Origin of the sequence: Saccharibacillus sp. CPCC 101409 (genome assembly GCF_030518235.1) — a bacterium.
GTDB lineage: Bacteria > Bacillota > Bacilli > Paenibacillales > Paenibacillaceae > Saccharibacillus.
The window spans coordinates 194,911-221,779 of record NZ_JAULSA010000003.1 but is presented as its reverse complement, the minus strand read 5'-3'; the positions used below and the strand labels follow the sequence as shown (position 1 = coordinate 221,779).

21 protein-coding genes are annotated in these 26,869 nt (G+C 59.7%); 9 read left to right on the top strand and 12 right to left on the bottom strand.

What is annotated here, in order from left to right:
- Positions 1-29 precede the first annotated feature (29 nt).
- From QWJ34_RS08890 to QWJ34_RS08870, 5 genes are all read right to left on the bottom strand, one after another.
- On the bottom strand, positions 30-524 hold the full coding sequence (locus tag QWJ34_RS08890; RefSeq protein ID WP_302727055.1) for a hypothetical protein: 495 nt from the start codon (positions 522-524) through the stop codon (positions 30-32).
- A 3-nt stretch (positions 525-527) separates the two neighbouring features.
- On the bottom strand, positions 528-896 hold the full coding sequence (locus QWJ34_RS08885) for an aldo/keto reductase (RefSeq protein WP_302727053.1): 369 nt from the start codon (positions 894-896) through the stop codon (positions 528-530).
- A gap of 55 nt (positions 897-951) precedes the next feature.
- Positions 952-1,896 carry a pentapeptide repeat-containing protein gene (locus QWJ34_RS08880; protein ID WP_302727052.1) on the bottom strand — a complete coding sequence of 315 codons (945 nt, stop codon included), beginning with the start codon at positions 1,894-1,896 and terminating at the stop codon, positions 952-954.
- A 394-nt stretch (positions 1,897-2,290) separates the two neighbouring features.
- A complete protein-coding gene (locus tag QWJ34_RS08875; RefSeq protein WP_302727050.1) occupies positions 2,291-2,635 on the bottom strand; it encodes a zinc ribbon domain-containing protein YjdM in 345 nt (114 codons plus the stop codon).
- 55 nt (positions 2,636-2,690) lie between these two features.
- Positions 2,691-3,932 carry a Zn-dependent hydrolase gene (locus QWJ34_RS08870; RefSeq protein ID WP_302727048.1) on the bottom strand — a complete coding sequence of 414 codons (1,242 nt, stop codon included), beginning with the start codon at positions 3,930-3,932 and terminating at the stop codon, positions 2,691-2,693.
- A gap of 205 nt (positions 3,933-4,137) precedes the next feature.
- Here QWJ34_RS08870 and QWJ34_RS08865 point away from each other — a divergent pair, with 205 nt between their 5' ends.
- Positions 4,138-5,034 (top strand): diacylglycerol/lipid kinase family protein, encoded by an 897-nt coding sequence (locus QWJ34_RS08865; RefSeq protein ID WP_302727046.1) that lies wholly within the window; start codon positions 4,138-4,140, stop codon positions 5,032-5,034.
- 31 nt (positions 5,035-5,065) lie between these two features.
- Here QWJ34_RS08865 and QWJ34_RS08860 read toward each other — a convergent pair whose 3' ends face one another.
- The 6 genes from QWJ34_RS08860 to QWJ34_RS08835 all read right to left on the bottom strand — a co-directional run bounded on the left by QWJ34_RS08860 (position 5,066) and on the right by QWJ34_RS08835 (position 14,210).
- Positions 5,066-5,935 (bottom strand): helix-turn-helix transcriptional regulator, encoded by an 870-nt coding sequence (locus tag QWJ34_RS08860; protein ID WP_302727044.1) that lies wholly within the window; start codon positions 5,933-5,935, stop codon positions 5,066-5,068.
- Positions 5,936-6,051: 116 nt separating this feature from the next.
- Positions 6,052-7,290: a VWA domain-containing protein gene (locus tag QWJ34_RS08855; protein WP_302727043.1), complete on the bottom strand. Its 1,239-nt coding sequence runs from the start codon at positions 7,288-7,290 to the stop codon at positions 6,052-6,054.
- 1 nt (position 7,291) lies between these two features.
- Positions 7,292-9,754 (bottom strand): DUF5682 family protein, encoded by a 2,463-nt coding sequence (locus QWJ34_RS08850; RefSeq protein ID WP_483314256.1) that lies wholly within the window; start codon positions 9,752-9,754, stop codon positions 7,292-7,294.
- Positions 9,751-10,854: an AAA family ATPase gene (locus tag QWJ34_RS08845; RefSeq protein ID WP_302727040.1), complete on the bottom strand. Its 1,104-nt coding sequence runs from the start codon at positions 10,852-10,854 to the stop codon at positions 9,751-9,753. The genes QWJ34_RS08850 and QWJ34_RS08845 overlap by 4 nt, the downstream gene beginning before the upstream one ends.
- Before the next feature lie 44 nt (positions 10,855-10,898).
- Positions 10,899-12,737 carry a HEAT repeat domain-containing protein gene (locus tag QWJ34_RS08840; protein WP_302727038.1) on the bottom strand — a complete coding sequence of 613 codons (1,839 nt, stop codon included), beginning with the start codon at positions 12,735-12,737 and terminating at the stop codon, positions 10,899-10,901.
- A 33-nt stretch (positions 12,738-12,770) separates the two neighbouring features.
- Positions 12,771-14,210: an SWIM zinc finger family protein gene (locus QWJ34_RS08835; protein ID WP_302727036.1), complete on the bottom strand. Its 1,440-nt coding sequence runs from the start codon at positions 14,208-14,210 to the stop codon at positions 12,771-12,773.
- Between the two features lie 291 nt (positions 14,211-14,501).
- Here QWJ34_RS08835 and QWJ34_RS08830 point away from each other — a divergent pair, with 291 nt between their 5' ends.
- The 7 genes from QWJ34_RS08830 to QWJ34_RS08800 all read left to right on the top strand — a co-directional run bounded on the left by QWJ34_RS08830 (position 14,502) and on the right by QWJ34_RS08800 (position 22,432).
- Positions 14,502-15,155, top strand: coding sequence for a TetR/AcrR family transcriptional regulator (locus QWJ34_RS08830; protein WP_302727034.1), 654 nt, complete (start codon positions 14,502-14,504; stop codon positions 15,153-15,155).
- Complete coding sequence (locus QWJ34_RS08825; RefSeq protein ID WP_302727032.1) at positions 15,152-17,830, top strand: PEP/pyruvate-binding domain-containing protein; 2,679 nt, start codon at positions 15,152-15,154, stop codon at positions 17,828-17,830. Before QWJ34_RS08830 ends, QWJ34_RS08825 begins: the two co-directional genes overlap by 4 nt.
- A gap of 195 nt (positions 17,831-18,025) precedes the next feature.
- On the top strand, positions 18,026-19,321 hold the full coding sequence (locus QWJ34_RS08820) for a DNA-binding protein (RefSeq protein ID WP_302727030.1): 1,296 nt from the start codon (positions 18,026-18,028) through the stop codon (positions 19,319-19,321).
- Positions 19,322-19,444: 123 nt separating this feature from the next.
- The gene (locus tag QWJ34_RS08815; RefSeq protein ID WP_302727028.1) at positions 19,445-19,654 is read left to right on the top strand and encodes a hypothetical protein; all 210 of its coding nucleotides are present in this window, start codon (positions 19,445-19,447) and stop codon (positions 19,652-19,654) included.
- Between the two features lie 50 nt (positions 19,655-19,704).
- A complete protein-coding gene (locus QWJ34_RS08810; protein ID WP_302727027.1) occupies positions 19,705-20,217 on the top strand; it encodes a type II toxin-antitoxin system PemK/MazF family toxin in 513 nt (170 codons plus the stop codon).
- Positions 20,218-20,511: 294 nt separating this feature from the next.
- On the top strand, positions 20,512-21,381 hold the full coding sequence (locus QWJ34_RS08805) for a hypothetical protein (protein WP_302727026.1): 870 nt from the start codon (positions 20,512-20,514) through the stop codon (positions 21,379-21,381).
- A 70-nt stretch (positions 21,382-21,451) separates the two neighbouring features.
- A complete protein-coding gene (locus QWJ34_RS08800; RefSeq protein ID WP_302727024.1) occupies positions 21,452-22,432 on the top strand; it encodes a glycoside hydrolase family 43 protein in 981 nt (326 codons plus the stop codon).
- Between the two features lie 549 nt (positions 22,433-22,981).
- Here QWJ34_RS08800 and QWJ34_RS08795 read toward each other — a convergent pair.
- Complete coding sequence (locus QWJ34_RS08795) at positions 22,982-25,528, bottom strand: carbohydrate-binding domain-containing protein (protein ID WP_302727022.1); 2,547 nt, start codon at positions 25,526-25,528, stop codon at positions 22,982-22,984.
- 273 nt (positions 25,529-25,801) lie between these two features.
- Here QWJ34_RS08795 and QWJ34_RS08790 point away from each other — a divergent pair, with 273 nt between their 5' ends.
- Complete coding sequence (locus QWJ34_RS08790) at positions 25,802-26,662, top strand: helix-turn-helix transcriptional regulator (protein WP_302727021.1); 861 nt, start codon at positions 25,802-25,804, stop codon at positions 26,660-26,662.
- Positions 26,663-26,869: the final 207 nt, after the last annotated feature.

Below are 26,869 nucleotides of genomic sequence, written 5' to 3'. Positions count from 1 at the left end.
CCGCCGTTGCGCGGCGTTTCGACGAATCGTCATTGACAAGCAAGCTTGAACACGCTTTCAGTATAGGCTTTCATCGGCGGGAAAAGATATTGATGGAAAGACGAAATGTATTGGGCATTTGCACAAAGAAAAGGGATATCAATTAAGGATGGACAGAGAAGCAGCGGCCGACCGATGTTGGCGAAATACGAAACCGGGCGCGGCGAAGCCGGAAGGAATAGGGTAAAGCGCGGCAGGGACAGACGGAGAAAGGCGCGAACAAGCAGAGATCGGCGCGATTGAGGAGATGCTTGATCGATAGTTTCTGACATACAAACACTTCTTCGCGGCGATTGCTGCGAATCGGCAGCAATTGGGGCTGTTTGAACAGGCCGGCGGAAGATTGATGCAAATCCGCAGCAAATTACCGCCGAAAAACGCAGTATGGCCCAAAAAAGACGGCGAGTCGAAAAAATTGATGCGCATCCGCAGCAATCGCCGGTTTTTTCGAAAAAAAAGCCGAAATTGCTGCGGATCTGCATCATTCTTCAGCTCAACCGATGGTACACGGCAAACGGTTCCCCGTCCCGGAACGGCGCCCTGATCTCGTCGAGCTTCTCCAGCAGCGCGGCGTCCGGACGCAGCCCGACACTGCACAAATTCTGTTCTACCTGTTCGGGCTTCGTCGCGCCGACGATCACGGTGGAAACGGCCGGGCGGCGAAGCAGCCAGGACAGGGACAGCGTGCCGGGCGCGGTTCCCGCTTCTTCCGCAAGTTCGCCGACGGCGCGGCCCAGTTCCAGATAGCGTTCATTCAAAAAGCGGCCGAAATTCGGATCGGTCTGCGCGCGCGAACCCGAAGGGGCTTTGTCTGCGCCGCCCGAGCCTGCGAGTATACCTCCGGAAGGCCGCTGCATGGCGGTACGTCTTGAAGCGGCAGCGGCCGCTTCCGCAGCTGCGGCCCGCCGCGATTCAGCGAAGGATCGCCGGCCAGTGTTCCGGCCGCGACAGACCCGAAGGCAGCTGCGTCGACGCGTCGCCCCGCGCCGCGTTGACCTGCATCTGCGTGAGGAACAGGCTGGCGCGCAGGTCCGCGCCGGACAGGTTCGCGTCGCGGAAGTCGGCGCCGATCAAGTCGGCGGCTTCCAGGCTGCGGCCGCGCAGATCGGCCGCGATCAGGTACGCTCCGCGCAGATTGGCGGCGCGCAGGTCTTCGCCGCGCAGATCGGCGCCCATCAGGTCGGCTCCGCGGCCGATGGTCATGCGGCGGCCGGACCTGCGGCCGCCGGCTTTGCCCCCGCGCGGAGACGACGTTCCGCGCGATTCCCCGGCGCCGCCCGCCGCGGGCAGGCGGCGCTTCGCTTCGGCGCGAACGAGCTCGCTGCCTTCCAGCAGCAGCCCGTTCACCCGCGCGCGCTGCGCGGAAACGCTCAGCTCAAGCAGAGCGTCGGGGGCGAGCCGCGAGAAGCGCTCGGTCTCTTCGAGCGCTTCCCGCAGCCGGGCGTGGAGCGGCGAGGCCGCCGCGCGGCCGAGCAGCTCCTCCAGATACAGCATCAGTTCGTGGAGCTGCCAGACGATCGGCAGCGCCGCGAACATGGTTGCGGCCGTTTCCGGCCGCTCGCGCCAGTCGACGCCGGCGAAGGTCAGCTGCGAGACCTTCTGTCCCGCGCCGAGGCAGTCGTACACCGTGCAGCCGCGAAAGCCGCGCTCGCGCAGCTCCGTATGGATGCCGCAGCGATAATCGCCCTGCAGATTCCGGCACGGTTCGCCCGCCGCCTTGTCTATGGCGAAATCGACCGACTTCGCAAACGGCAGAGCCGCGCAGCACAGGCCGAAGCAGCGTTCGCAGTCGGCTTTGAGCCGGCTCCGGTATTCGTCCGGTCCCGGATTCGCTCCGGTATACAGCGAATTGTCCATTAAGAATGTTCCTTCTTTCTCTAGGGCGTGTCTTCAAACCTCGAAGGAAGCAGATTTGGCTGGATTTTCGTTCGATGCAAGGAACTTTTCCGAAGGCGTGCCGGGGCACGTCAAGGGAAAGTGACGCAGCAGAGGGCGAAAAGGCGGCTAAAGATGCACTTCAGTAGGTTTGAAGACATGCCCTACGGCGTGTCTTCAAACCTCGAAGGAAGCGGATTTGGCTGAATTTTCGTTCGATGCGACTTGTCTCAAATCGATGTTCGGTTTCGTCCGTTTGAATCGCACCTAAACCGTGTGTCATTCAAACGAACGAAAGCCTACTATAGGAGTGAGACAAGCGACTGTACAAGGAACTTTTCCGAAGGCAGGCAGCCTGCTCGATCCCGCTCGAACGCTAAGCTTTCCGCACAAACTCCGATTTCAATTTCATCGCGCCGAAGCCGTCGATTTTGCAGTCGATATCGTGGTCGCCGTCGACCAGTCGGATATTTTTGACCTTCGTTCCGATCTTGAGCACGGAGGAGCTGCCTTTGACTTTAAGGTCTTTGATCACAGTAACGCTGTCCCCGTCCCGCAGCACGTTTCCGTTGGCGTCGCGGACCACTTTTTCCCCGTCGCCGGCGCCGGATTCTTCCGCTCCCGGCACCCATTCGTGCGCGCATTCCGGGCATACCAGCATATTTCCGTCTTCATACGTGTATGCGGACCCGCATACCGGGCAGTTCGGCAGTTCGTTCATCCTATATTTTCCCCGTTTCTGTTCATTTGATTTGTTCGATTATCGCAGCCGCGCCTTATTCCGCTTCCGTCAGCGCTCTGGCGGCTTCGTGGAAAATGCGCACCGCGTCCGCGATATGCGCGGCGTCGGTCCATTCCTCCGGGCAGTGGCTGAGGCCGTCACGGCTCGGCACAAACAGCATGCCCGCGGCGGTGAAATCGGCGAAGATCATCGCGTCGTGCCCGGCTCCGCTGCTGATCGGCCGGTGCGCGATGCCGAGAGCGCCGCTTTTTTCCCGCAGCAGCGCGCGAACCGACTCGTCCATCCGCTTCGGCGCGATGTAGAGCTGGTCTTCGATCTCCACTTCGATGCCGTCTCCGGCCGCGGCCAGCGCCAGTTCTTTCGTTTTGGCCAGGACGCTGCGCACATGCTCTTCCGCGCCCGAGCGCAGATCCACCGTGAACACCACCCGGTCGGGAATTACGTTTGCGCCGTTCGGGAACACGTTCAAACGCCCGACCGTCACCACGGTGCTTTCTTCTTCGCCTTCGGCGGCGTCCGGCAGCTGCGCGACGATCCGCGATGCCGCGACCAGCGCGTCCGAGCGGCGGTTCATCGGCGTGGTACCCGCGTGTCCGGCCCGGCCTTTCACCGTGATCTGCACCTGCGCCAGTCCGACGATCGCGTCGACGACGCCGACCGGAATGCCGCTGTCTTCTAGCAGCGGACCCTGCTCGATATGCAGCTCCAGATACGCTTTGATGCTGCCCTGCTCGCGTCGGCCCGGCAGCGACGGATCGAGTCCGGCCGCCCGCATCGCTTCGATCGTCGTTACCCCGTCCTTGTCGGTCTGCCGCGCAAACTCTTCCTTGCTCAGCACGCCGAGCATGGCGCGCGAGCCCATCAATCCGCCGGGAAACCGCGCGCCTTCTTCCTCGATCAGCGCGAACACTTCGAGCGGATACGCGTGCCGCGTTCCGTTTTCCGCAAACAGCCTCGCCACTTCGAGCCCCGCGATTACGCCGGCCGGACCGTCGTACGCGCCGCCGTTCGGCACGGAATCGAAATGCGACCCGATCAGCACCGACGGCGCTCCCTCGATCGTTCCTTCCCTTTTGCCGAACAGGTTGCCGAAGCCGTCTTCCCGCACGTCCAGTCCGTACTCCCGCATCCGTTCCTTGAGGTAAGCACGCGCGCCCAGATCCTGCGGGCTGTAGGTCAGCCGCGTCGTCCCTCGTCCCGGCGTCGCCGTAAAGCGCTCCAGCTCGGCGATATGCGTTTCGATTCTTTCTTGCAGCGATTTTTCGCTTCCGTTCAAGCCGCCTCTCCCCTTTCTTTATTTAACGTCGTTTGAGCAAAAAACAAGCGGACACCGCCAGGCAAGCGGCCTCCGCTCCTTTGTTCATCTGTAATCAGTATAAAATCGACGCTTCCGCGCGTCAATTCGCTGCCGTTTTTTGGGTAAAGATAGGGCATACATGCAATTTAACGTTTTTCAAAACGAAAATCGGAGGAGACGATCCGTGAAGCAGGCGATGATTATTATGAATCCGTCCTCGGGCAAAGAGAGGGCGCTGGAATATGTTCGAAAAGTGGAGGACGTGCTGCGGGACGAAGCAGGCTACGATGTCGTAGTCAACGAGACGACCAAAGAACTGGACGCGACGAATTTCTGCATCGGCGCGTGTCAGGACAAATTCGATCTGGTGGTATCGATCGGCGGGGACGGCACGCTGCACGAAACGATCAACGGAATGCTGGACCAGCCGCACCGGCCGAATCTCGGCGTAGTGCCGCTTGGAACGGTCAACGATTTCGCGCGGGCGTTAGAGATTCCGCTCGATCCCGAGCAGGCGATTCGCACGCTGGCTTCCAGCCGGCTGAAAAGGGTGGATATGGCGCGCATCAACGACCGTTTATTCGCGAATGTGGTCGCCGCCGGTTCGCTGGCCGACGCGCTGTCTTCCGTCTCGTCCGAAGACAAATCGAAGCTGGGCGCGTTCGCCTATTTCCGCGAAGGCGTCAAAGAACTGCTCGGCAATTCGGCCGCGTCGCTTATGATCGAGCACGACGGCGGGACATGGGAAGGCCAGGCGCCGATCTTTATCGCCGCGCTGACCAATTCCGTCGGGGGCTTCGAGAAGCTGGCGCCCGACGCATCCGTCGACGACGGCCTGCTGCACGGATTCATCCTGCACGACCTTAACTTTTTCAATACGCTGACAGCCGGGGTCTCGCTGCTCCAGGGCAATCTGAAAGACCACAAAGACGTGGAGTACTTTACTTCCAAAAAAATTCGCGTTTCTTCGGCCGAACCGGTCAAAACCAACGTGGACGGGGAAACGGGCCCGGAACTGCCGATCGAGCTGCATATTCTGCCTTCGCATGTGTGCGTAATCGTGCCGGAAGAAGCGGAATAGACGCTTTCTGGCGGGGAACGCGGATTGAAATTTACCGGTTCAGCAGCTCGCGCATTTTCTCTTCCGTTCCGCTTCCGGGCACGGGAACGAACAAACACCAGTGCAGATCGGGACGGCCGTCGATCTCGCCCGCCGAATGCGTTTGGAACTCCAGCAGGCCGGTTCCCGGCAGGCGGTAGCGGGCCACTTCCACCCTTTTTTGCCGGATTTCATGCTTCTCCCACAGTTCGGCGAAGACCTCGCTCTCGCTCAGCAGCCGGTCGAGGATTTCCCGGTAACCCGGCTTGTCCGCGTTGCGTTCGTATTCGCCGCGCGCGATACCGACGCTGTAAGCGGCGAATTCTGCCGCATTGACCAGCCGCTCGCGGTACACCGGGTCCGTGAAGATCAGGCGCATCATATTGGGCCGCTCCGACGAGGCGGTATCGAAATCGCCCATGACCAGCTCCGCGGCCCGGTTCCAGATCAGCAGATCGGTCAGTTCTCCGGTGACGATCGAAGGATAAGGCAGGCTGTCGATCACGCCCTGCAAGAAAGCGGGGACGTCGGCTGCCGTCTGCGCCCGGACGGACGTGCCGCTCCCGGACCCGAGCGGGTCCGGTTCGGCGGCTTCCGCCAGATCGAACAGGTGCCGCAGCTCGTCGCGGCTCATTTGCAGCGCCGTCCCGATGCCGCGCAGCACTTCCGGCGACGGATGCACATCCCTCCCCTGTTCGAGCCAGGTGTAATAAGTCACGCTCATATTGGCGAGATACGCGACTTCTTCGCGCCGCAGCCCCGGCGTTCTGCGCCGGCCCGGCAGCGGGTCGATCCCCGCCGCCGCGGGCTGAAGGCGCTCCCGCCGCGATTTGATAAAGCCGCCGAGCGTTTGCGCGGGCAGGCTCGTTTTGTGTACGTTCATGCTGAATGCTCCTTTCCGGTTGACCCGTCGGCGTTCGCTGTTTCCATTGTAACGCAAAGACCGCCGCGGCCGCATCCGCGGCCTTCGGCGGTCCTGACTGAACCCGTAAGCTTTCGTTATCCTTTTTCCGACGTCAGCTTCTTCGCCAGTTCGCTCATATCGCGGCCCTGGAGCGCTCCGGCCACCAGTTCCGGCAGCATGCCCGGCGTGCAGGCGAAGCAGGGCGTCCCGTCCCGTGACAGCTGCCGCGCCAACCGCTCGTCGTAGAACGGGCGTCCGCCGTCGGACAGCGCCAGCAGGCAGAGCGTGCGCACGCCGGATTCGCGCATCTCGCGCATCCGCCGCACCAGCGCCGACTGATTGCCGCCTTCGTACAGGTCGGTAATCATGATAAACAGCGTTTTCTTGGGGTCCTCGATAAAATTCTCGCAGTACGCGACCGATTTGTTGATGTCGGTCCCGCCGCCGAGCTGGATGCCGAACAGCATATCGACGGGATCGTTCGCGCACTGCTTCGTCAGGTCGACCACTTCCGTATCGAACACCACGACCCGCGTATCGAGCGCCGGCATACTGGCGAAGATCGCGCCCGTGACCGACGCCCAGATCACCGAATCGGCCATCGAACCGCTCTGGTCGATATCGAGAATGACCGTCCATTCCTTGCTGCGCCGCGCCCGGTCGAAGTAGTAGAAGCGCTCGGGAATCAGGATTTTCCGCTCCGTGTCGTAGTGTTTGAGATTGCGCTGGATGGTCCGCTTCCAGTCGAGGCCGCTGAGCGACGGCAGCGGCGTGTGCTGCCGCTTGTTCAGCGCGCCGGTGACGGCCCGCTGCATGTCTTCTTTCATGCGCATCATCAGTTCGTCCACGACCGCTTTGACGAGCTGGCGCGCCGTGTCTTTGGTTTTCTCGGGAATCTTGCCTTTGAGCGCCATCAGCGTGCCGACCATCTGGATATCCGGCTTGACCGACGCCAGCAGCTCGGGCTCGAACAGCAGCTGCTTCCAGCCCCGGCGCTCGATCGCGTCGTTCTGGATAATCGAGACCACATCCTCGGAGAAGAGATTGCGCACGTCGCCGAGCCAGCGCGACAGATTGACCGAGCCTCTGCCGCTTCCCGCTCCCCGGCCGCCCGAACCGCTGCCGGAGCCCCGGCCCGAGCCGCCGGCGGACGGGCTTCCGTCGGTCGTTTCGTCGTAGATCGCCGCCAGCGCCGCGTCCATGACGGCTTCTTCTTCCGTCAGCCGCAGTCCGCCTGCGCCGTTCATGTTCTCCAGCGGCTGCTGCGCCGCTTCGCCCAGAATCAGCCGCCAGCGGGACGTCGAATATTCCTGCTTCTTGTCCGTATTGTCCATATCAAAAGTCCCCAAAGTCGAAATCGTTCAATTCGTCCAGCATCTTGTCCTCTTCCTCCTTCAAGTCCCCGGTCAGAATTTCCGCGGCCTGCTCGCCGCTTACGCCCCACAGCTCGCCCAGCGTTTCGGCGATCATCGTTTTCTCGTGCGGCGAGAACGAGCTGAACGCCCGCCGCAGGAACACGAGCGCCCGCTTGAACTCGTCGTTGTCCAGCGAATTGATATAGTCGTTCAGCTGTTCCCACAGACTCATGCGCGACAGCAGCGCGTAGCGGTTGCGCATGGACAATCCTTCGAACCAGCCGGCGCCCAGATCGGCCGGAATACCCGGCGACAAGCGCCGCGACACTTCCTCGGCGCAGCGCTGGGCGTCCATCTCGCCGCGCTCCAGCAGCAGCGCGCAGGCAAAGCCGGACAGCTTGGGATTGCGGTCGTCGCGCTCGGACAGACCGCTCAATTCCTGCGCCCAGAGCGGCGCGTCCACCGCATCGTCATGCTCCTGCGCGATCCGGTTCAGGTCGCTCATCGCGTCGACCATGCCGTAGGCCGCTTCGTCGCTGCAGTTCGCCGCGTCGGACAAATACAAGCAGCCGCGGTAGAACAGCTGCTCCAGCAGCGGCACGAGCGGCGCGGTATCGGCGCGCCGGATATCGCCGTAGGCGATAACGCCCGCCAGGGAAGCAGCGGCCGCGGCGATCTGTGCCACGTCGCGGCTGTCGGCCGCCAGCGCCTGAAGCACGCGCCGGCCGTCTTCCATCTGCGCCGTCATGCCGCAGCGCACGGCGACGCCGATCAGCGCGGATGCCTGCGCGATGGAGGCGCAGGCTTCCAGCTTCTCGCGCAGCTTGTACGCGCAGGCGACTTCGATCGTCTCGCCGAGCAGCGTCGATTCGACGACGCGGATCTCGGCTTCGGGCGTCCACTGGATCACCCAGTCCTCCGCCCAGATCGCCCGCTCGCCGCCGCCCGGCTTCGCATGGACGAACGGGATCTCCAGCAGCGCCAGCCGGTGGAACAGAAACGAACGATTCAGGTCGAGAAACGCCGCTTCCTCCGACGACACGCGGCGATTCTCCCGCAGGTCGAGCGACAGGTCGGTCGCGACGGCCGTTTTGTACCTGGTCAGCTTGAGCCGCTTCAGCTCGCGGTTCAGGTCGTCCTGGAGCGGCGTCTGGCTGACGCCTTCGGCCAGGCTGCCGATCTCGGTCCCGATATCGACCCGGGCCAGAGATTCGGCCACGACCGACAGCTCGCCGCGCCCGAGCAGCGTCTGCGCGGCGTCGCGCAGTTCCAGCAGCGTCGGCGCGCTGCCGCCGTGCAGCGAAGCCAGCCCTTCGGCCAGCCGCACGGCCTCGATCACTTCGGCCGTGGAGCGGTGCGTGCCCGCGGCCCGCAGATTCCGCGCCGCCGTCGACAGATACAGCCGCGGCAGCTCGTCCGGCTTGCCGGCCTCGATCGCTTCCCACATCAGCTGGAAGTAATGCGGCGCGCCGTTGCCCGCGCCGTAACCGGACAGGCTGGACAGCCGGTAATACGAATACGGCATCAGCGTCAGCTTCGAGCCGCGCGAAGGCAGCGCGGCCAGCTCCTCGTCCGTCATGGCGCCGCCGGCCGGACGCTCCAGCGCGGCGGCGTGGTACGCGCCGCAGACGACTACGATCTTCTCCGGATCGTGCCCGGCTTCGACCGCGGCCAGAATCCGCCGCCGCATATACGCTTCGCGCACATGGTTGTACGCGTGCTCCTGCGGCTGCTCGGCGCGCTCGCGCTCTTCGCCGAGCGACCGCATCTCGGCGGAGAAAGCCAGGATGGATTCCCGGTACGTATCCGGGTTGGCGTTGTGCTCGTAATGACGTTCCCAGTACGTCTCGTAATCGTGCTCGCCGGCCAGTTCGGCGATCCGCTCGTATACCGAGCGCCCGCCCGCGCCGCCGGGCTCCAGCTCTTCTTCGCCTTCCGGTTCGGCGGCCGGGGTCTCGCCGGAAGCCGGCAGTCCGCTCCCGCCTTCGGCTTCGTCCGCCCGGTCCGCGGCGGCTTCCTCTCCGGCAGCCGCGCTATCCGGCGCCGCTTCTTCCGCGCCGCCTTTGCGTCCGCTCCGCTCTTCTTCGCTTCGCCGCCGCAGGTCCTGCAAAGCCAGCGCCGCGCCGGACGGCAGGTCGATCAGCTGGCACAGCGCGCGGTGCTTCGCCGCCCATCTCATCGCCTGAAGCTCCGGTGAATACACGGCGAACGGCCACAGCGCCGTGCGCACGGGCATGTCGTCGGTGAAGGCAAGCACCGCCACCGGCGGCACCGTCGAAGGATGGACCAGATCGCCGATCATGTCCGTCGCGTCGGACGGTCCTTCGATCAGCACGGCCGTCGGCTGCACGCGGTCCAGGTATTCCAGCAGATGGCGGGCACCGCCGGGGGACAGGTGCCGGACGCCGAATACGGAGACTTGGACGTCCTCCGCCGTCTTCACTCGTTCATCTCCGTGCACGCCCGATACAATCCGCGCCACTCCGATCCCCGTTTCTTCATGACGTTGTCCAGGTACTCTTTCCATACCAGCTTGTCCTTGTCGTCGTCTTTGACGATCGCGCCCTGCAGCCCGGCCGCCAGGTCTTCGTCCGTCAGCTTGCCGCTGCCGAAGCTTGCGGCCAGCGCCATGCTGTTGGTCAGCAGCGAGATCGCTTCGGCCGTCGAGATCACGCCGGCCGGCGATTTAAGCTTTTCTTTGCGGTCCAGCGTCATGCCGCTGCGCAGCTCGCGGAAGATCGTCACGACCTTGAGCAGCGCTTCGTCGGCCGGCGGCGAAGCCTGGAGCTGATACGAAGCGGCGATCTCGCTTACCCGCTTCTTGACGATGGACAGCTCCGTGTCGAGATCCGACGGAGCCGGCAGCACGATGATGTTGAAGCGCCGCTTGAGCGCCGCCGACATCTCGTTGACGCCGCGGTCGCGCGTATTCGCCGTCGCGATGATCGAGAAGCCTTTGCGCGCGCTCGTCTCGCTGCCGAGTTCCGGCACCGAGACGGTCTTCTCGGACAGGATGGAGATCAGCGCGTCCTGCACCTCGGAGGCGCAGCGCGAGATTTCTTCGAACCGGGCGATGCTGCCGCCTTCCATCGCCCGCATGATCGGGCTGCGCACCAGCGCCTCGGGCGTCGGTCCGTTCGCCAGCAGCATGGCGTAGTTCCACGAGTAGCGCACCTGTTCCTCGCTGGTACCGGCCGTGCCCTGCACGACGAGACCCGAATCGCCGCAGACCGCGGCGGCCAGATTCTCCGACAGCCAGGACTTCGCGGTGCCCGGCTCGCCGATCAGCAGCAGCGCGCGGTCCGTGACCAGCGTGGCGATCGCCATTTCGACCAGCCGCTTGTTGCCGATGTATTTGGGCGTGATGTCCAGCTTGCCGGCTTTGCCTCCGGTCAGGAAGGTCAGTACGGAGCGCGGCGACATCTGCCAGCCGGGCGGAATCGAGCCCTTTTCTTCTTTTTTCAGCGCCTCGATTTCGTCCCGGTACAGCTGCTCCGCCGGAAGTCTCATCGTATCCTGCGTGCTTGCATTGACTGCGGCCATTGATTCATTCTCCTCTCGATTGCGGATTCGTTATTCGTTATTCGTTACACCGAAGATGCCCGGCGGCGAAGCGAGTGAATAATCTCTTCCATCTCTTCCTTGATGCCCGCAAAGCGCGTTTCCCGGATCAAAGGCTCCAGGCGGTCCGCCGCTTCGCCGGCAAAGCGGTCGGGCAGACGAAGCAGACGCTGGGTCTCGTCATGGTAGACGGTATAAAGCTTTTTCCAGTCCTTCTTCTCCATCCAGCGCATCAGCAGCTCGTAACGCGTCTCCTCGTCGAATCCGCCGGCGTCGAGCGCGATGAAAATATAGTGTCCCCTGTAGTTGCCGCTCGTCGTTTCTACGGCCTGTTTAAGATACGGAAGCAGCTTCCGGCTGCCGGGAGCGGCCAGCGCCGCGACCATCTCCAGATCGTCGCGCTCGATTGTCCAGTCCAGCCAGCGGGGGTCCCACTCCGCCTCGATCTGTTCCTGCGGCAGCCGCTGCCGGACGTAGCCTTTGTAGACGTAAACTTCTTCATGCAGCGTCTCCAGCAGCTGCTTGTGCACGACCTGGGCTTTACGCGATACGGCGGCCTTGAGCTTGCCCCAGCCGCTGCCGGCGTAGCGATTGTACACCTCGGCCGGCGCAAGCTGTCGTCTCGCGGCATGAAACGCGTACGGCAGGAAACGGGGATCTTCCTGCTCCATATGCTCCAATACGCTCAGCGCGTCCGGCGTGTCCAGGTCTTTCAAATACCCGGCGGCCGCATGCAGAATCCGCATGCGCTCCACATCGTCCAGCCGGCCCAGCGACGGATAATGCGGCGGATGCTCGGCCAGGTCCAGGTACAGCCGTTCCAGCCCGGGATGCTCCGCCCGGCGAAACGCGATCGTGAACGGCTCCAGATCTTTCCAGAGCTTGTCTTTGCTTTTGCGGTCTTCTTCGCCCGTATACCCGCTGCGCAGACGCTCTTCATACAGCTTCAACAGCCGTTCGATCATCTCCGGCGAAGGATCGTTCCCGATCGCTTCGGCCGCCGCCAGAGCGTCTTTGCCGACAAAAGATTCGTACAGCCGGTCCCGTCCCGCTTCCGAATTGCGCGCCGCAAGCGCGGCATAAGCGCCTTCGCGCACCGTTTTCTTCTTGTCCAGCGACCATTCCAGCAGCCGGTCTTCGAACGACGGATGCGAACCCAGACAAGCGATCGCCGCGGCGCGGACTTTATCGGAGCCTTCCTCGGCGGCCCGGACGAGAATATCCAGCGAACGGTTGTCCTGCGCGCCGACGCCGAGCCGGCGCACGACTTCCAGCCGGCGTTCTTCTTCCCGGCCGCCCTGGATATTCAGTCCGTCCAGCAAATAAGGCAGAATAGCCGCGCCGTAGGCGGGCAGAATCTTGTGGGCGGCCAGATCCCCGATCTCCGAATACGAATCGCCAAGCGCCCGAATCGCAAACGGAAACAGCCGCAGATCGCGGAACAGCCCCTGATCGTATGCCGATCTTACGATCTCGTAGCGGCCGCCGCCGGAATCGGACAGCGCATTTTGCACCTCGGCCAGCTGGCGGTACGAATGCACCGTCGTCAGATCGGACAGTCCGCCGTCGGTCGTTTCCCGGTTCTGGACGGTTCCTTCCGGTGCTGTCGTCCCCTGGGTCGACAGCACCGAATTGATCAACAGCGACAGATCCTGAAGCTTCAAAGCGCGGTCCTCCGGCTGCGCAGATCCGGTCAGCGCCGCCACGCCTTCCGCCATCCGTTTGAACACCGGCGCGCGCTCCCCGAGCTGCGCGAGCTTGGGCTCCATTTTTTTCAGCCGGAAATCGTCCGCCGCCAGATCGCTGCCCGCGATATACAGCCGGCGCAGTTCGCCCTGCAGTTCCTGCAATAAAGTCGTGCTCATAAACGTCTCCCCTTTCGTTTATCGGAATGAGAATCAGTACAGAAGCCGTGTAATCCGTTCTCCCTGGATCAGCGTCAGCGGCTGGGCGACCAGCCTGCCGGTGTCCATCCGGTGCTCGAACATCGCCAGCACGCAGCAGTCTTCCAGCAGCGAAGACTCCGTCAGCGCAAGCAGGGACGTGGAGCCCTGCGGCAGCCGGTAGACGTCGCCCAGCGCCAGCGTATCGCCGGCTTCGTCGACGAGAGCGAATCCCCCGTCTTCCGTTTGCGCGATGCGGGAAGCTTTGAGCAGCACGACCGGCGCCCGGTCGGCGAGCGGGTCCTTGAGCTGGTTTTTCACCGCTTTGACCGCGTCGGCGATCGAAGACCGGGCCGAGGAACGGACGGCTTGAAGATCGGCGCTCTCGGTTTTGCGAGGCAGCAGGCCTTCGAAACGCACGCGGGCGTTCAGGCCGCCGGGATAACGATACAGCTCGCCGATCTTCGCCACGTTGAAAAAGCTGTCTTCCTGTTTCATATGCTTGACCGCTTTGAACGGACGGTATTGTACGGTGCGGTGAATCGCTTCGCCGCCAAGCTCCAGCCAGAAGCCCGTATCGATATATTCGCGGCGCGCGTCGTCTTTGTAGCTGTAAAAAGCGAGTTGAAGCAGCTCCACGTCTTCGCTCACCCGTCCCGCTTCCTTGAGTTCGGACAGCTGCCAGGCGTGTCCCAGCCATTCTTCGATCGTCGATTCGCTGTCCGGCGCAAGCTCGGGATCTTCCAGCTTGGCCTGCAAATACGATCGGCCTTTCTTGATAAAAGCGTGCAGGAGCGTCAGCTGCTCCGCCGCGTATGTATAGCTTCGTTCCCGGTCGCTTTCATTCTCCAGCAGCAGCGCGAGGCGCCGCAGCTCGTTCTCCGCTCCCGTCAAATAACTGCTGCCGAGCCGCTTGGCGTGCTCGTTCAGGTTCTTCGCCGTGCGCGCGTCCGCCGTTCCCAGACCGCCCCGCACCAGCGACAGCGTCAGCTTCTCCAGCTCGTCCAGCGCTTCGAGCTGCCGGCTTACTTTTTTCTTGAGCGCGCTCTTGTTGACTTTCTTCGGCTTGGCGTCCGCTTCTTCGGTCGCTTTCTTGGCTTTGTTTTCCTCGCGTTTCTCCGCCTTCTCCCGCTTGGACGAGATATCCTCGGGAACCGAAGACGTTTCGAACGTCAGGCCGTCCGCGTACGCATACATCAGACCGAGCGCGTGCTTGCACGGAAACTGCCGGCTCGGGCACGAACAGCGCGATACCGGATTGTCCGGCGCGACGAAGTCGACGGAGCAGACGTAATTGGACTTGCCGCTGCCCGAGCATTCGCCGAACAGCAGATCGCCTTCCTCGGACTTGTTCAGCTTGACGAATTTTTTCTGGGCAACCAGCCCCCGGCCGTTCTTGACGGCGGCGGCGTTTGGAGCGAGCGAATCGATATAAGATGCGGTCAGTTCAAGCATTGAAGCGCCTCCTCGCTTTATGAGTTGTTAAGAGTTGCTAAGATTATACTGGAAACCGCGGCAAATCTCACGTCTGGGTACTTTTGGGGCTGCGCGCCGGCGATTCGTTTCTTTTTTTCTTTCAAAACAAGAACACACATTCCCTTTTTCGGCAATATATCATACTTTCCCCGGAGTTTCAAATCTGCGCGCCCGACCGTTTTCCAAAAAAAAGTTTAACCCGATTGACAAATGCCTCCGCTCCTTTTATATTCGATATACAAATTATTCATTTAATTAAGGAGAAGAATATTGAATACGGGAAAAGGAAAGCGCGCCTACGACAGTCCCCTTCGCCGCCAGCAGCAGGAGATTACAAGCAAAGCGATCATGGACGCCGTCGAACAGCTGATCACGGAAGGTCGCATTCATAATTTCACGATTCAGGAAGTCGCGCGGCGGGCGGGGGTTTCCTACGGTTCGGTATATCGGCATTACTCCTCCCGCGAAGCGCTGCTGGAAGGTCTTCGGCAGTGGTGGCTGGACCATCACGTCGGCCGCATTCCCGCATACGCCGGCACGCTGGACGGACTGCCCGACTGGATTGCCAAAATGATTCCGGAAGTTTACGGTTCCCTGCCCCAGATCCGCGCGCTGCTGCTTACCGTCTCGGCGCTGCGGATGGACCGCAAGCATTCGAGCACGGGCGACCGGGACGAATGGATTCGCGCGCTCGTCGAGCGGGAAGCGCCGCACGAAGCCGATGCCGAACTGCGCGATTCTTCTTACCGGACGATCCGGCATTTTGTAAGCATGAATACCTGGGTCGAGCTGCAAAGCCGTTACGAACTGGATGAACGGGAACTGGTCGCAACGCTGCAAACGGGCCTTAGTGCCCAGATCCGTTACTTGAGAGAGAAAGCTTCGGGAAAAACGGTATCCGAGAAAGAGGAGGACTCACAATGATGGAATCGGCGGATGACTTTTTCTCCGGCGTCCTCAGCCCGCGCGACCGGCGTTTTGTGTTGAATCTGCGGGATGCGGCCAGTGCCGATCCGGAGCTCGCCGGCGGCAAAGCGGCCAATCTGGCGAAGCTTTTGCAGGCCGGATTTCCCGTGCCGGAAGGCATCGTCGTCACGACGAGCGCGACCTCGGCATACGAAGCGGGGCTGAATGGGCCGGAAGACGGAGGAAATACGGCGGAGACGGAAGAAGCGCGGCGGGGCGCACGGATGCGGCAGGCCGCTTTGTCCATGCCGTTCGATCCCGCCGTCAAAGCGCTGCTGGGCCGGGAACTGGAACGTCTGGGCAGCGCCGCTTTTGCGGTCCGTTCCTCCGGCGTGGCCGAAGATCTGGGCGGGGCTTCTTTTGCCGGACAGTACGATACGTTCCTGGATGTGCGGGGAACGGACGAGGTCGAGCTTGCGGTGCGAAAATGTCTGGCTTCCGCGTTCAGCGACCATCTGCTGCGCTACCGCGCGGAGCAGCGCATCGAAGCCGGCCGGATGGCCGTGCTGATCCAGCCGATGCTTGCGCCGGACGCGGCCGGAGTGGCGTTTACCGTCAATCCGGTGACCGGCCACCGCGGCGAAGTGCTCATCAGCGCGGTGCGCGGCGTCGGAGAGCGGCTGGTATCGGGACTTGCGACGCCGGACGAATGGACCGTGCGCGGCAATCTGGCAAGCGCGACGAGCACGCCCGAGCAGGCCGTCGACGACAAGCAGGTGCTGCTCGTCGCCGAACTGGCCCGCCGGACGGAAGCGTTCTTCGGCGCGCCCCAGGATATCGAGTGGGCGATCCGCGGCGGCGAGCTGTATCTGCTGCAAGCCCGCCCGATCACGACACTGGGCGATTCCCGGACCGAGGAAGCCGGAAAAGCGGCGGCGCCCGCAGCAGACGCAGAGTCGCCGAAGGCCGTCACAGCTTCCAAGCCCATGTCCGAAGTCCCGGTGGATGTGCCCGAAGGATACTGGGAGAGAGAAGCCTCGCATTATCCCGAACCGCTGTCGCCCGCTACCCGGACCACGTTTATCCCGGCCATGAACCATGCGATGACGACGATGTGCAGCGAGATGTCGCTTATGATCGAGTCGCTGGAACAGCGCTCCATCGGGGGCTGGATGTACCAGCGGACGGTGCCGCTCGGCGGCAAAGACCGTCCGGCCCCGCCGGCCTGGCTGATGCCGCTGCTGATCCGCGTCGTGCCTTCGATCCGGTCGAGAATCGCCGGTTCCGTGCGGACGGTGCGGTCCGACTTCGGCGGCAGGATGCTGGGCGGATGGAAAGACGAGCTAAAACCGGCGTTGATCGGCCGCACCGCGCAGCTCGCGGGCGTCGATCTCAATCTTCTGACCGACGGCGAACTGGCGGTCCACCTGTGGGAAACCCGCCACTTTCTCGGTTACTGCCTGGACCAGCATATGCTGATGAACGGCGCGCTTCAGCTGGCGCTGGCGGAATACGCTTTTGCCTGCCGCGATTGGCTGGGCTGGAACGACGCGGAAACGATGCTGATCTTCAGCGGCCTGTCGGAAGCGTCGAGCGAGCCGGCGCGGGAGATGTCGAAGCTGGCGCTCTGGGTACGCGGCATTCCGCAGCTCGCGCGGGAGCTGGAATCCGGCGCGCCGCTGCCGGAGCTGCAGCGGCGCTATCCGGAATTTGCGGACAAGATCTCCGCTTACCTGCGCGAGTTCGGCCGCCGCGCCCTGCGCTCCGAACTGGCGTATCCGACGCTCGCGGAATCGCCCGGGCTGCTTGCCCGGCTGCTCGGCGAGCAGGTCAAAAGCGGCTACGTCCCCGGCCGGGACGACGCCGTGCACGACCGCCGGCGCCGGGAGCGGCTGTCGGCGGCGGAAGAAATTCTTGCAAGCCGGCCGGAAGCCGACCGGCTGCGCTTCAAACAGCTGCTGCGCCGCGCGGAGATCGCTTATGCGGCGCGCGAAGAACACGGCTTCTACGATCGCGACGCGCCGTTTGCCCTGCTCCGCTACGCGCTGCTCGAAGCGGGCCGCAGATTGGCGGAGCGCGGTTGTCTGCCGGAGCGCGGCGACGTTTTCCTGCTGGAATTCGACGAAATCCAACAGGCGCTGCGGGGCGAGCGGGACCGTTCGGCAATCCGCGCGGCCGCCGAGCTTCGGCAGAGCGAAATGAACTGGACTTTCGCCCATCCGGGTCCGGCCAGCTACGGCGAAGCGCCTCCCCCGCCCCCGTCCTTTGCGTCGTTCCCGACCGAAGCGCGGCTTGCCGCGGAAGCGGCGGTCTGGGCGATCGAGCGCATCTTCGCGACCGGGGAAAGCGGACAAATCCAGACGGACGCGAACCGGATTACCGGCATCTCGGCCTCCGCCGGCCAGTACACCGGCACGGTCCGCGTCGTGCGCGACGAATCCGAGTTCGGTAAGATCGAGCCCGGCGACGTGCTCGTCTGCCCGATCACCACGCCCGCGTGGTCGATCCTGTTCCCGAACATCGGCGCGCTGGTCACCGATTCCGGCGGCATCCTGTCCCACTCCGCCATCATCGCCCGCGAATACTGCATCCCGGCCGTCGTCGCCACAGGCAACGCAACCGCCCTGCTCCTCGACGGGCAGCGCGTAACCGTAGACGGAATTCGCGGCATCATCGAGCCCTCCCTGATTTAACATCATAGATCCACGCCATATCCATGAAAGACGAGGTTAGCCCCGCACTCCATCCTCCGGAGCGAAACAAGCCGCGCATAAGCGATTATGCGGCGGCTTGTTTTTGTTTTTGAGTCTTAAAGTCGATTGACCGCTTTACAGTTTCATACTATATTTCTAGTAAATTTGAAAATATTTTGCGGAGGTGATAGCTTCTTGCTTATGCAAAAAACACTTCGCTCCGAAATTGAAAAAAGTATTTTGGAGTCCAGCTTAAACTTTGCGGAATTCAGCCGCTTGTCCGGACTTAACCGAGGAATATTCAGTGCCGTCTTAAACGCCAATCCGCCCAAACCGATCTCTTTGAATCAGCTGGAAACGATCGGCAAAGCTCTGGGCCAGGCACCGGATTGGATGTTCGATTACTATGTGGAAGAATGCTTTTATCACGGCAAACCGAACCGGCGCAGAGTCGAACCTTTTCTGATCCGCTGCGCGGATTTGAAACGAATCGATCTGATTGAACAAGTATTTTCTCGCCTGCTGGAAGATCTAAAATATTTGGATATGATCTTCGAAATCGGCGAGACGCTTTATTTATCAGATAGAAAATTTGAAGCGATTCCTTTTTACGAATGTGTTGTACATAACGAACGTTATCATCAATCAGAAAGAATGGCTGTCAGCCATTATCGTTTGTTTTGCGCGTCGATTAGCGAAGAACATGAGGTGAATTTACGGGCCATTATACGATTTGAACCTTACTGCGAGAACTTGCCTATTCATCTTCGATTAGCTGCTTTGATGAACCTGGTTGATCTCTATATTGCTCTGGATAAATGGAACGAAGTTGAACGAAACGCTCAAAATTTAATTACGCTTTCGAATACGTTATACCGGATGAATAGAAAAAACAAAGAACTTTCCCTATTGGAAAAGCCTCTGGTGGTTTACTATGGTTACGGCTTTCTGGCTATGGAAAATGTTATGATTTCTTACGGAGAGTACGAAAAGGCAAAGATCTATCTAGCGGGTTACGAAGATTTAAGCTGGTTTCAAGGTATGGATGATAAAGCTAAAGCTCAGGTTGTACGCTTCTCTATTTTTGCCGAACAGAACCGGAATTATCTTGACTTACGACTTGGGGATCAAATGGCTGTTGAAAAATGTATGAACTTCCTCGAACTCTATCCGGAAGACGGTCTCACCGCTCTACTTACTTTGTTAGAGATTGCTAATACGAATGACTACAATATCAACGAAGCGATCGAGCTCTTACTCAAAAAAATAGAACAAGAACCTGATCCAAATTATTACCAGAGCAAACTTATCAAATCTCGCTACCAATTAGATATTTATTATCAAAAATCAATATATTATAGACGTAACAAGCAATATAAGAAAGCTTTAAAAGCAATCCTTAAAGCAACAGAACTAGCCGACGAAATCAACAGCATAGACAGCCGAAAAGTTCACGGATTACTTTTGAGTTTGTTGGAGCAAGAAACCTAATTTCGATCGGCATAAAAGCTCGCAAGAAGTTCAAACTTCTTGTATCCGTGATATAATAATAAATATACGATTTTGATTCTTTTATTTTTTGCTCGGGTTTATAAGAACAGGAGGCGATTTATTGTGAGCAATCTCATCAACTTCCCTAACAAGCCAAGCGAAGATAAAGACTCTCTTGCCAACTTGAAATCGACGATTCAAAAGCGTTTTGGGGTCTCTCTTACCGAGCTAATTGGCGAAGACGGCAAACGCAATGAAGAAGTACAAAAAAAAATCAATAGGGCTCTGCAAAAAGAAACCCTTTTAATCGCTTCGAAGAAAAATTTAGATTGAGTCCGCTTAAACAGTCGGGCTCAATCTTTTTAGTATAGGAGTGTTTATACTTGCAATCATTCAAACGAGGATACGTTGCAAAAGCCAAGCTCCCAAAAACTTTGCATACCTCCGAGACACCCGAGCCGGGCTTTGCGATGCATGGAGAACATTTTGTTATTCTGCTGCATGATGATACCAATCCTGATATCGATTCGAGAAGCGCTTTAGTCATGCCTATTACATCAGCCAGAGCAGAAGTTAAGAAAGCAGCAAGACAAAACCGGCAAATGCTCCTTGCTTATGTGCCCATCGATCAGGCAAGGCACCCTTTTCTCGAAGACGACAGTTATGTAAGTACCGGACAAGTTATGCCTATAAATCGGGCATGGCTGGATCAATATGTAGGAGAAGTACATACCGATACCATGGAGGAGATTGATCTTCAAGCAATCCAAAATCTCGGGTTGATGTCCATGGCGTTAAAGCTTGGCGAAGAACTCTACAAAGGAAAGCTTGAGAAAGCAAGCGACAAAGTTGCCGATGAACAATTAAATCGCTCATCTAAAGCAGATCTTTCATAACGTTCAAAAAGCAGTTTATTTCCCGGACTGCTTTTTTCTTATTTCCTTTTCTTTCGCTTTAAAATCTATTTTCCCCATTCCAAGGAGGACCATCTAATGAACATGCCAAAGAACAAATTTCTTCTTTCCTTCCTTCTGGCTTTAGGCTGCCTGGCTTCGCCCTTGGCGAATTCTCCCGCAAGCGCGGCAGCCGCGTACTACCCCGATCAACTGCTGAACCCGCAGGTGCAAACGGCAGCCGTAAGCGGTACACAGACTCTATTTATAGACAAAAATCTCGGACAATTACAGCTTTTGAACCGGTCGACCGGCAAGATCGAGTGGACTCGGAAGTTCCCGGTCCTATACGACTGCGAAGTCCTGCCGGGTTCCGGCAAGATCGTCGTTCTCACCGAGTCGAACAAACGGATTCAGAAGCAGGTCTTTTCCGCCAAAGGCCAACAGATCAGCCAGCAGACTTTTTCCAATATTACGGGCGGTTCCGACCCTCAAATTCAATGGTCGGCTGCCGGAGTCGGGACGAAAGAAAGCGTAGCCGTGATGAGCGGGGATCGCCTCTCGGTCTATCAGTATCCCTGGAAAAAGCCGGTTTACCAGCTGTCCATGGCCGCAAGCGAGGATAAAAAAGATGAAAGCGTAAGTCTGGCGGATGCGCAGTTTCAGTTTCCTTATTTTATAGCCAAAGTAAATGGACTCAGTCTGGGGCAATCGAGAGATTACTACAAGGTCATAAACGTATCGAGTAAAAAGCTCAATCTGATCTTGTTCCCTACGAATGTAAGCAGCAGCTTCAGGGCGGAAGGCGCGAGCCTGGTTGTGAATACGTCCAGCATCGGCAGTCCGTTAGGTCTCTCAACCTACACGCCGATCGTGTATGCGCGATACGACCTCAAGACGGGCAAAGCCGGCACGACCATCAAACGCACCTTCACCCAGCCCGATTCCAACTGGTCTTCCAGTTACTTCGACGGACGGCTGCTGTTAACCGACACGGAGCGGGGCGAACAGACTCTGCTGAATCAAAGCGGCCAAGTGCTTGCCGAGCGGACAGCGGTTCCGGCGGATCTGAGAGACAAGCTTGTCGGATACAGCGGAGCAAAAGCTTTTATCCTGGCTCCATTCGGTAAACAAAGCGCGGAATTGCGGAGCATTTTTGAAAAGTAAGTCGTTCGCCTTCTTATTATGATAAAATTGATACCGTTTACATAGATCCGCACAAAAAGGAGGAATCCTCATGACCGCTGCCACCACCTACCGCAACCCGATCAACATCCAGAACATCGGCGATCCGTTTATTCTCAAAGCTTCCGACGGAAAGTATTACTGCTACCCCACTTCCGCGGGCGACGAAGGATTCAAAGCCTGGTCCTCGGACGATCTGGTCGAGTGGCAGGAAGAAGGCTTCGTGTACGAAAAAAGCAAAAACGAACGGGCCTGGGGCTATAAGCAGTTTTGGGCGCCGGAAGTCGTGGAGTTCGAAAGCAAGTATTATATGTATTACACCGCCTGCTCGCTTGAAAAAGACAGCCTGCGCATCGGCGTCGCCGTAAGCGAAAGCCCGACCGGACCGTTCGAGGACGTGTACGACCGCCCGATGTTCGATTTCGGCTATGCCGCGATCGACGCCCATGTGATGATCGAACCGGACGGACGCGCGTTTATGTATTACTCCCGCGACTGTTCCGAGAATGTGGTCGGCACCTGCCGGGAAAGCCATATCTACGGCGTGGAGCTGAACGCGGATCTGCTGAGCGTCCGGGGAGAAGGCAAGCTGCTGCTCAAACCGGACCAGGAATGGGAGCTCAAGTCCGGCAATGAATTCCGCTGGAACGAAGGCCCGTTTGTCATCAAGCGCGGCGGTCTGTACTACCTGATGTATTCGGCCAACTGCTTCGCCCATCGCGATTACGCCGTCGGCTACGCCACCTCCGACCGGCCGCTGGGCCCGTTCGAGAAATACGCGCACAATCCGATTATGTATGCGGACAGTCCCGACGTTTCCGGTCCGGGCCATCACAGCGTCACGGAATCTCCCGACGGCACCGAGCTGTTTATCGTATACCATACGCATACCGACCCGACCGCAGGCGGCGGCAACCGCCAGGTGTGCCTCGACCGCATGAGCTTCCGCGAGGACGGCTCGATCGAAGTGCAGGGGCCGACCCTGTCCGATCAGCCGGTTCCTTCGAGAGACGGACGCCGGTCGCATACGTAACGATAGAAGCGAATACCGGGTAGAGCCGAATTCTACGGACTCGGGCGCGAAGCGGGCTTAGTGAACGACAGACCGTAAGCACCTGCATAACGTCATCATCCGAAAAAGAAAAGTAGGCGGAGTCCGGGCTTCGAATAGATTGCGATTCTTTCGAAGCAAACGAAATAACTGCACAGGTGCATTTATTTAAGCCGGGAGATCTCCTATTTTCAAAATAGCTGCGCACATACAATTATTTGACGTAAAAGTTGGCTTGAGAGCGTAAGAGCCATGATTTAAATGTATGTACGCACTTATTTGGCCGGAATACGAGAATTTCCGGAAAATAAGTGTACTGAGGCACTTATTTTGAATTCACCGGCATATTCGGCTTCTGCGGCTGCCTTATCTTCCTTTTCAGTCGGAACGAAACCGGCCAGCCGGCATTTAGGCTTCTCGCCACGCCAAAACGGCAGCCCCGCTATCGGGCTGCCGTTTATTTTGCCATTCGTCCGGTTCTTCAACCGGCCGCTTGGCCGCTATCTGCTTTTTACGCCCGCTTATTCCTGCTTACCGTCTTCCGCCGCCTCCGCCCATCATGCCGCCGGTGTTGGCGGTCGTGATGCCGGACTCGTCCAGCCAGGTAGTCTGGCTGCCCGAGATCGTGAAGGTCACGACGTCGCTGCCGCCGGCCGAGAGGGTATACGCGCTGCCGTCTTTCAGATCGGCGGAGCTGACCACTACCGTGCGGAATTCCTTCGACGGCGTTACCGTCGCGATCGTATTGCCGTCGCTGTCTTTGACATCGACCTGCGTGCCGGCCGCCTGCGTTTCGGTAAACGTCATCGCGATCGAGAGCTGCGACGAATCGTCGCTCGGCGCCTGGGCCATGCCCGCGCTGCCGGACGCAATCAGCGTGCCTCCGCTGATCTCGAACGTGCCGTCGTAATCGAGCGCTCCGTTGCCGTCGTTGGTCGGGCCGAAGACCGTTACGGTGCCGCCCGTCATCGTGATCGAGCCGTTGGAATCCAGACCGTCGCCGTCCGCGTTCACGTTCAGCGTGCCGCCGTTGATAACCAGCTGGGCATTGCCGGCCTGCATGCCGCCCATTCCGCCGCCTCCGCCGAAACCTCCGCCCTGCTGCCGAGCGCCGCTGCCGTTCGTCGAAGCGCCGTCATTGGCTGCCGGTTCGCTTGCAGACGCATCGCCGGTCGAAGCGTTCGCCGAAGTCGAAGGTTCCGCGCCGACCGTCGTCACCGAAGTCGAATCCGTCGCCGCTGCCGAAGCGGTCGTGACCGATGCTGCCGCCGTATCCGCCGAAGCCGTTACGACCGAGCTTGCGCCCGTATCGACCGAAGCTGTGTTCGCCGCTGTATCCGCCGTTTCATCCGCGGTTGTGCCATCGGCCGCCGCCGTTGTATCGTTCGTTGTCGCCGTGTCGCTTTCCGACGCGTTCACGCCGTCGTCCGACGCCACGATATTCACGTCGCCGTCGTTGAGCGTGATCGTCTCGCCTTCCAGTCCTTCGTAGCTGGCCGTCACGTCGATCGTGCCGCTGTTGATGGTCAGCGTCGTTTCCGCGTGCAGCGCGTCGTCGCCCGTCGCGATCGAGAACTCGCCGCCGTTCACTTCCACGATGCCGTTGCTGTGCAGCGCGTCGTCGGCCGAATCGATCTTGAACGTGCCGCCGTTGACGACCAGTTCGGCGCCGGCTTTGAGACCTTTCATACTTTCCGTCTCGGTTGTCGCGGTACCGGTCGCCGCTGAAGCCGCGCTGTCCGACGCCGCGCCGGAAGCCGACCCGTTTCCCGTATTCGCGGCCGAAGAAGTTCCGCCCGTCGTCGAGTCTGTGCCCGATGCTGCGCCCGACTGCGCGCCCTGGGCCGAATCGCCCGGCATGGCCGGAGGCGTTCCGCCTTCGGTCGGCTGCTGGCCGTCCGGCAGCGCCGGCGGTCCGTCCGTCGAAGCGTCCGTGCCCGAAGTCCCGGAAGCCGCTCCGTTCTCGTCGACGGCCGGTCCCTGGCCGGTGCCCGGGTCGCCGGTTCCGCCCGGTCCGTTCATACCGCCTTCCGGACGCTGTCCGCCGCCGCCAAAGCCTCCTCCGAAGCCGCCGCCCATTTCTTCGGTATGCTCCGGTCCGTTCGCGTTTCCGCCGCCGGTGACGACATTGAAGTCGCCGCCGTCCACGACCAGATCCGTTTCCGCCTGGATGCCGTCGTTGGCCGCCGTAATATCGAATGTGCCGCCGACGATCGCCACGAAGCCTTTTTCCGTATCTTCGTCGTTGGTGGACTTGATGCCGTCGCCTCCGGCGTCGATCGTGATCGTGCCGTCTTCGATATATACGTGATCTTTACCGACCAGCCCGTCGTCCGCCGCTTTCACGTCGATCGTGCCGCTGACGATGTTCAGGTCGTCTTTGCTCGCGATTCCGTCGTTGTAGTTCGCCGTTACCGTCAGGCTGCCCGTACCGTTGATCGTCAGGTCGGCTTTGCTGAAGATGGCCGCGCTCGGCTCGTCTTCGCCTTCGGCCAGCGTGTACGACTCGCCGTCCGTTACCGTATTCGCCGTGCCGTCGGCCAGGGTCAGCACGACTTTGTCGGCGGCTTTGATATAGATCGGGGCGCTGTCGCTGTCGGTCAGATCGACGCCGTTCAGCACGATGTGCACCCGATCCGCGTCGGCCGTGTCCACGATAATCTGTCCGTCACTCAGCGTTCCGCTGAACACGTACGTGCCGGCCGCCGTGATCGTCACCGATCCGTCCGCCGCTTCGGCGCCCGTTCCGTCTACGGAAGCGGACGTTCCGCTCAGCGTAATCGTCGTAGCGTCTTCCGCGCTCCAGGCTGCGTCGTAATCTTCGTCGTCCAGCGATACCAGATCCGCCGCTTGGAGGCCGGTCGCTTGCACCGCCGCAGCCGCGGCCGTCGTGGTCGAGACCGTCGTCTGGCCGCTTTGCGTCGTCACCGCTGCCGTTTCGGCCGCCGCATCGGTCTGCGCCGTGGTGGCCGAACTGCATGCCGACAGCGTCAGCATCGCGCCGAGGAAAATGACCAGTCCCGTTTGCTTTCTCGCCCGGAACTTTTTCGTTTTGTCCGCTTTGGTTGTCTTTTTCATCTATAATCGTTCCCTTCTCTATTTGAATTGAAGTCGATCGGTCTGTTGGAATGAGTCTGTTTTGAGCTTGAACTCATATTAAATCTTGAAGCTTTAGTGAATCTTAAATATAAAAAGAGTTCGAAAAGGTTTTTCCGCTTTGTTATTTCACGTATCCGAGAATCTTCAATCATTGTGTTTAATGCGGTTCTTCTGTAAAATTATATGAATTAGAAAGACACCGACATTCATAGCGGTTCCCGGCCATGCGCGACAAGAAAGAGGTTGCAGAATATGGAAAACGAGGAAATGAAGATTATAGCCAGTATCGAACGATTCAAACCTCATACTTTTACTTTCGAAACGGAAGACAGCGCCTTTATGTCCAATTCGGGACTCTTTATGTCGCATTCGCACGAATACGACGAGCTGACGCTGATTCTGGAAGGACAGGGTTACTACAGCTCGCCCGAGCAGAATATCAAAGTGGCCGCGGGCGACCTTATCATGATTCCGCCCGGCCTGCACCACGGCTTTGTGTGCACCGTTCCGTGGCAGGGGATCTCCGTGCATTTTCGTCACGAGCGGCTTCCGGTGCACAGCCGGTATCTGCTGCACGGGCCCGAGCACGAGAACGGCCGTATCCATCACGCCCATCTGGACCCGGAAGAACTCAAGTGGGCCGAAACGAGCCTGTCCCGGCTGGAGTTGGAATGGCGCTCGGGCCGCAAAGATATCGATTCGTATCATTTAATGCGCCTCGCCCTGGAGACGACGCTGCTGCTGTTTCAGCGCAGCCTCACCGAAGAAGCGCCCGCGGGCGGCTCCAAAGACCAGGGACTGATCCAGGAAGTATTGAAAGAAATCCACGCCCGCTATTACACCGGCATTACGGTCGGGGAACTGGCCGCCCGGCATTTTCTGTCCGAGAGCAATCTGCGCAAAAAGTTCACCGAAGCGATGGGCATTTCCCCGAAGCAGTACATTATCAATCTGCGGCTGATGGAGGCCAAGCGGCTGCTTCAGCAGACCGACAAAGCGATCGAAACCATCTCATCCGAAGTCGGCTTCACGTCGTCGAGCCGCTTTTACGATTTCTTCGTCAAGTCGGCCGGCGTGACGCCGCTCGAATGGCGCCTCAAAAGCCACTCTTGATCCGAAATTCCCGGAACCGCCCAATGGGCGGTTCTTTTTTTCGACCGTCGAAACCGCTTGAAGTCTGTGCCTTTTCGGGATGGAAATGAAGCGTTTTCATAATTGCTTGACGCTGCTTCTTCTTTGATAATAAACGTACACCCGGTCACGAAGCGCTTCGCCGAGATGCGGCGGCCGCGTTCGTGGACGGAATGATTAGAGGGCAAA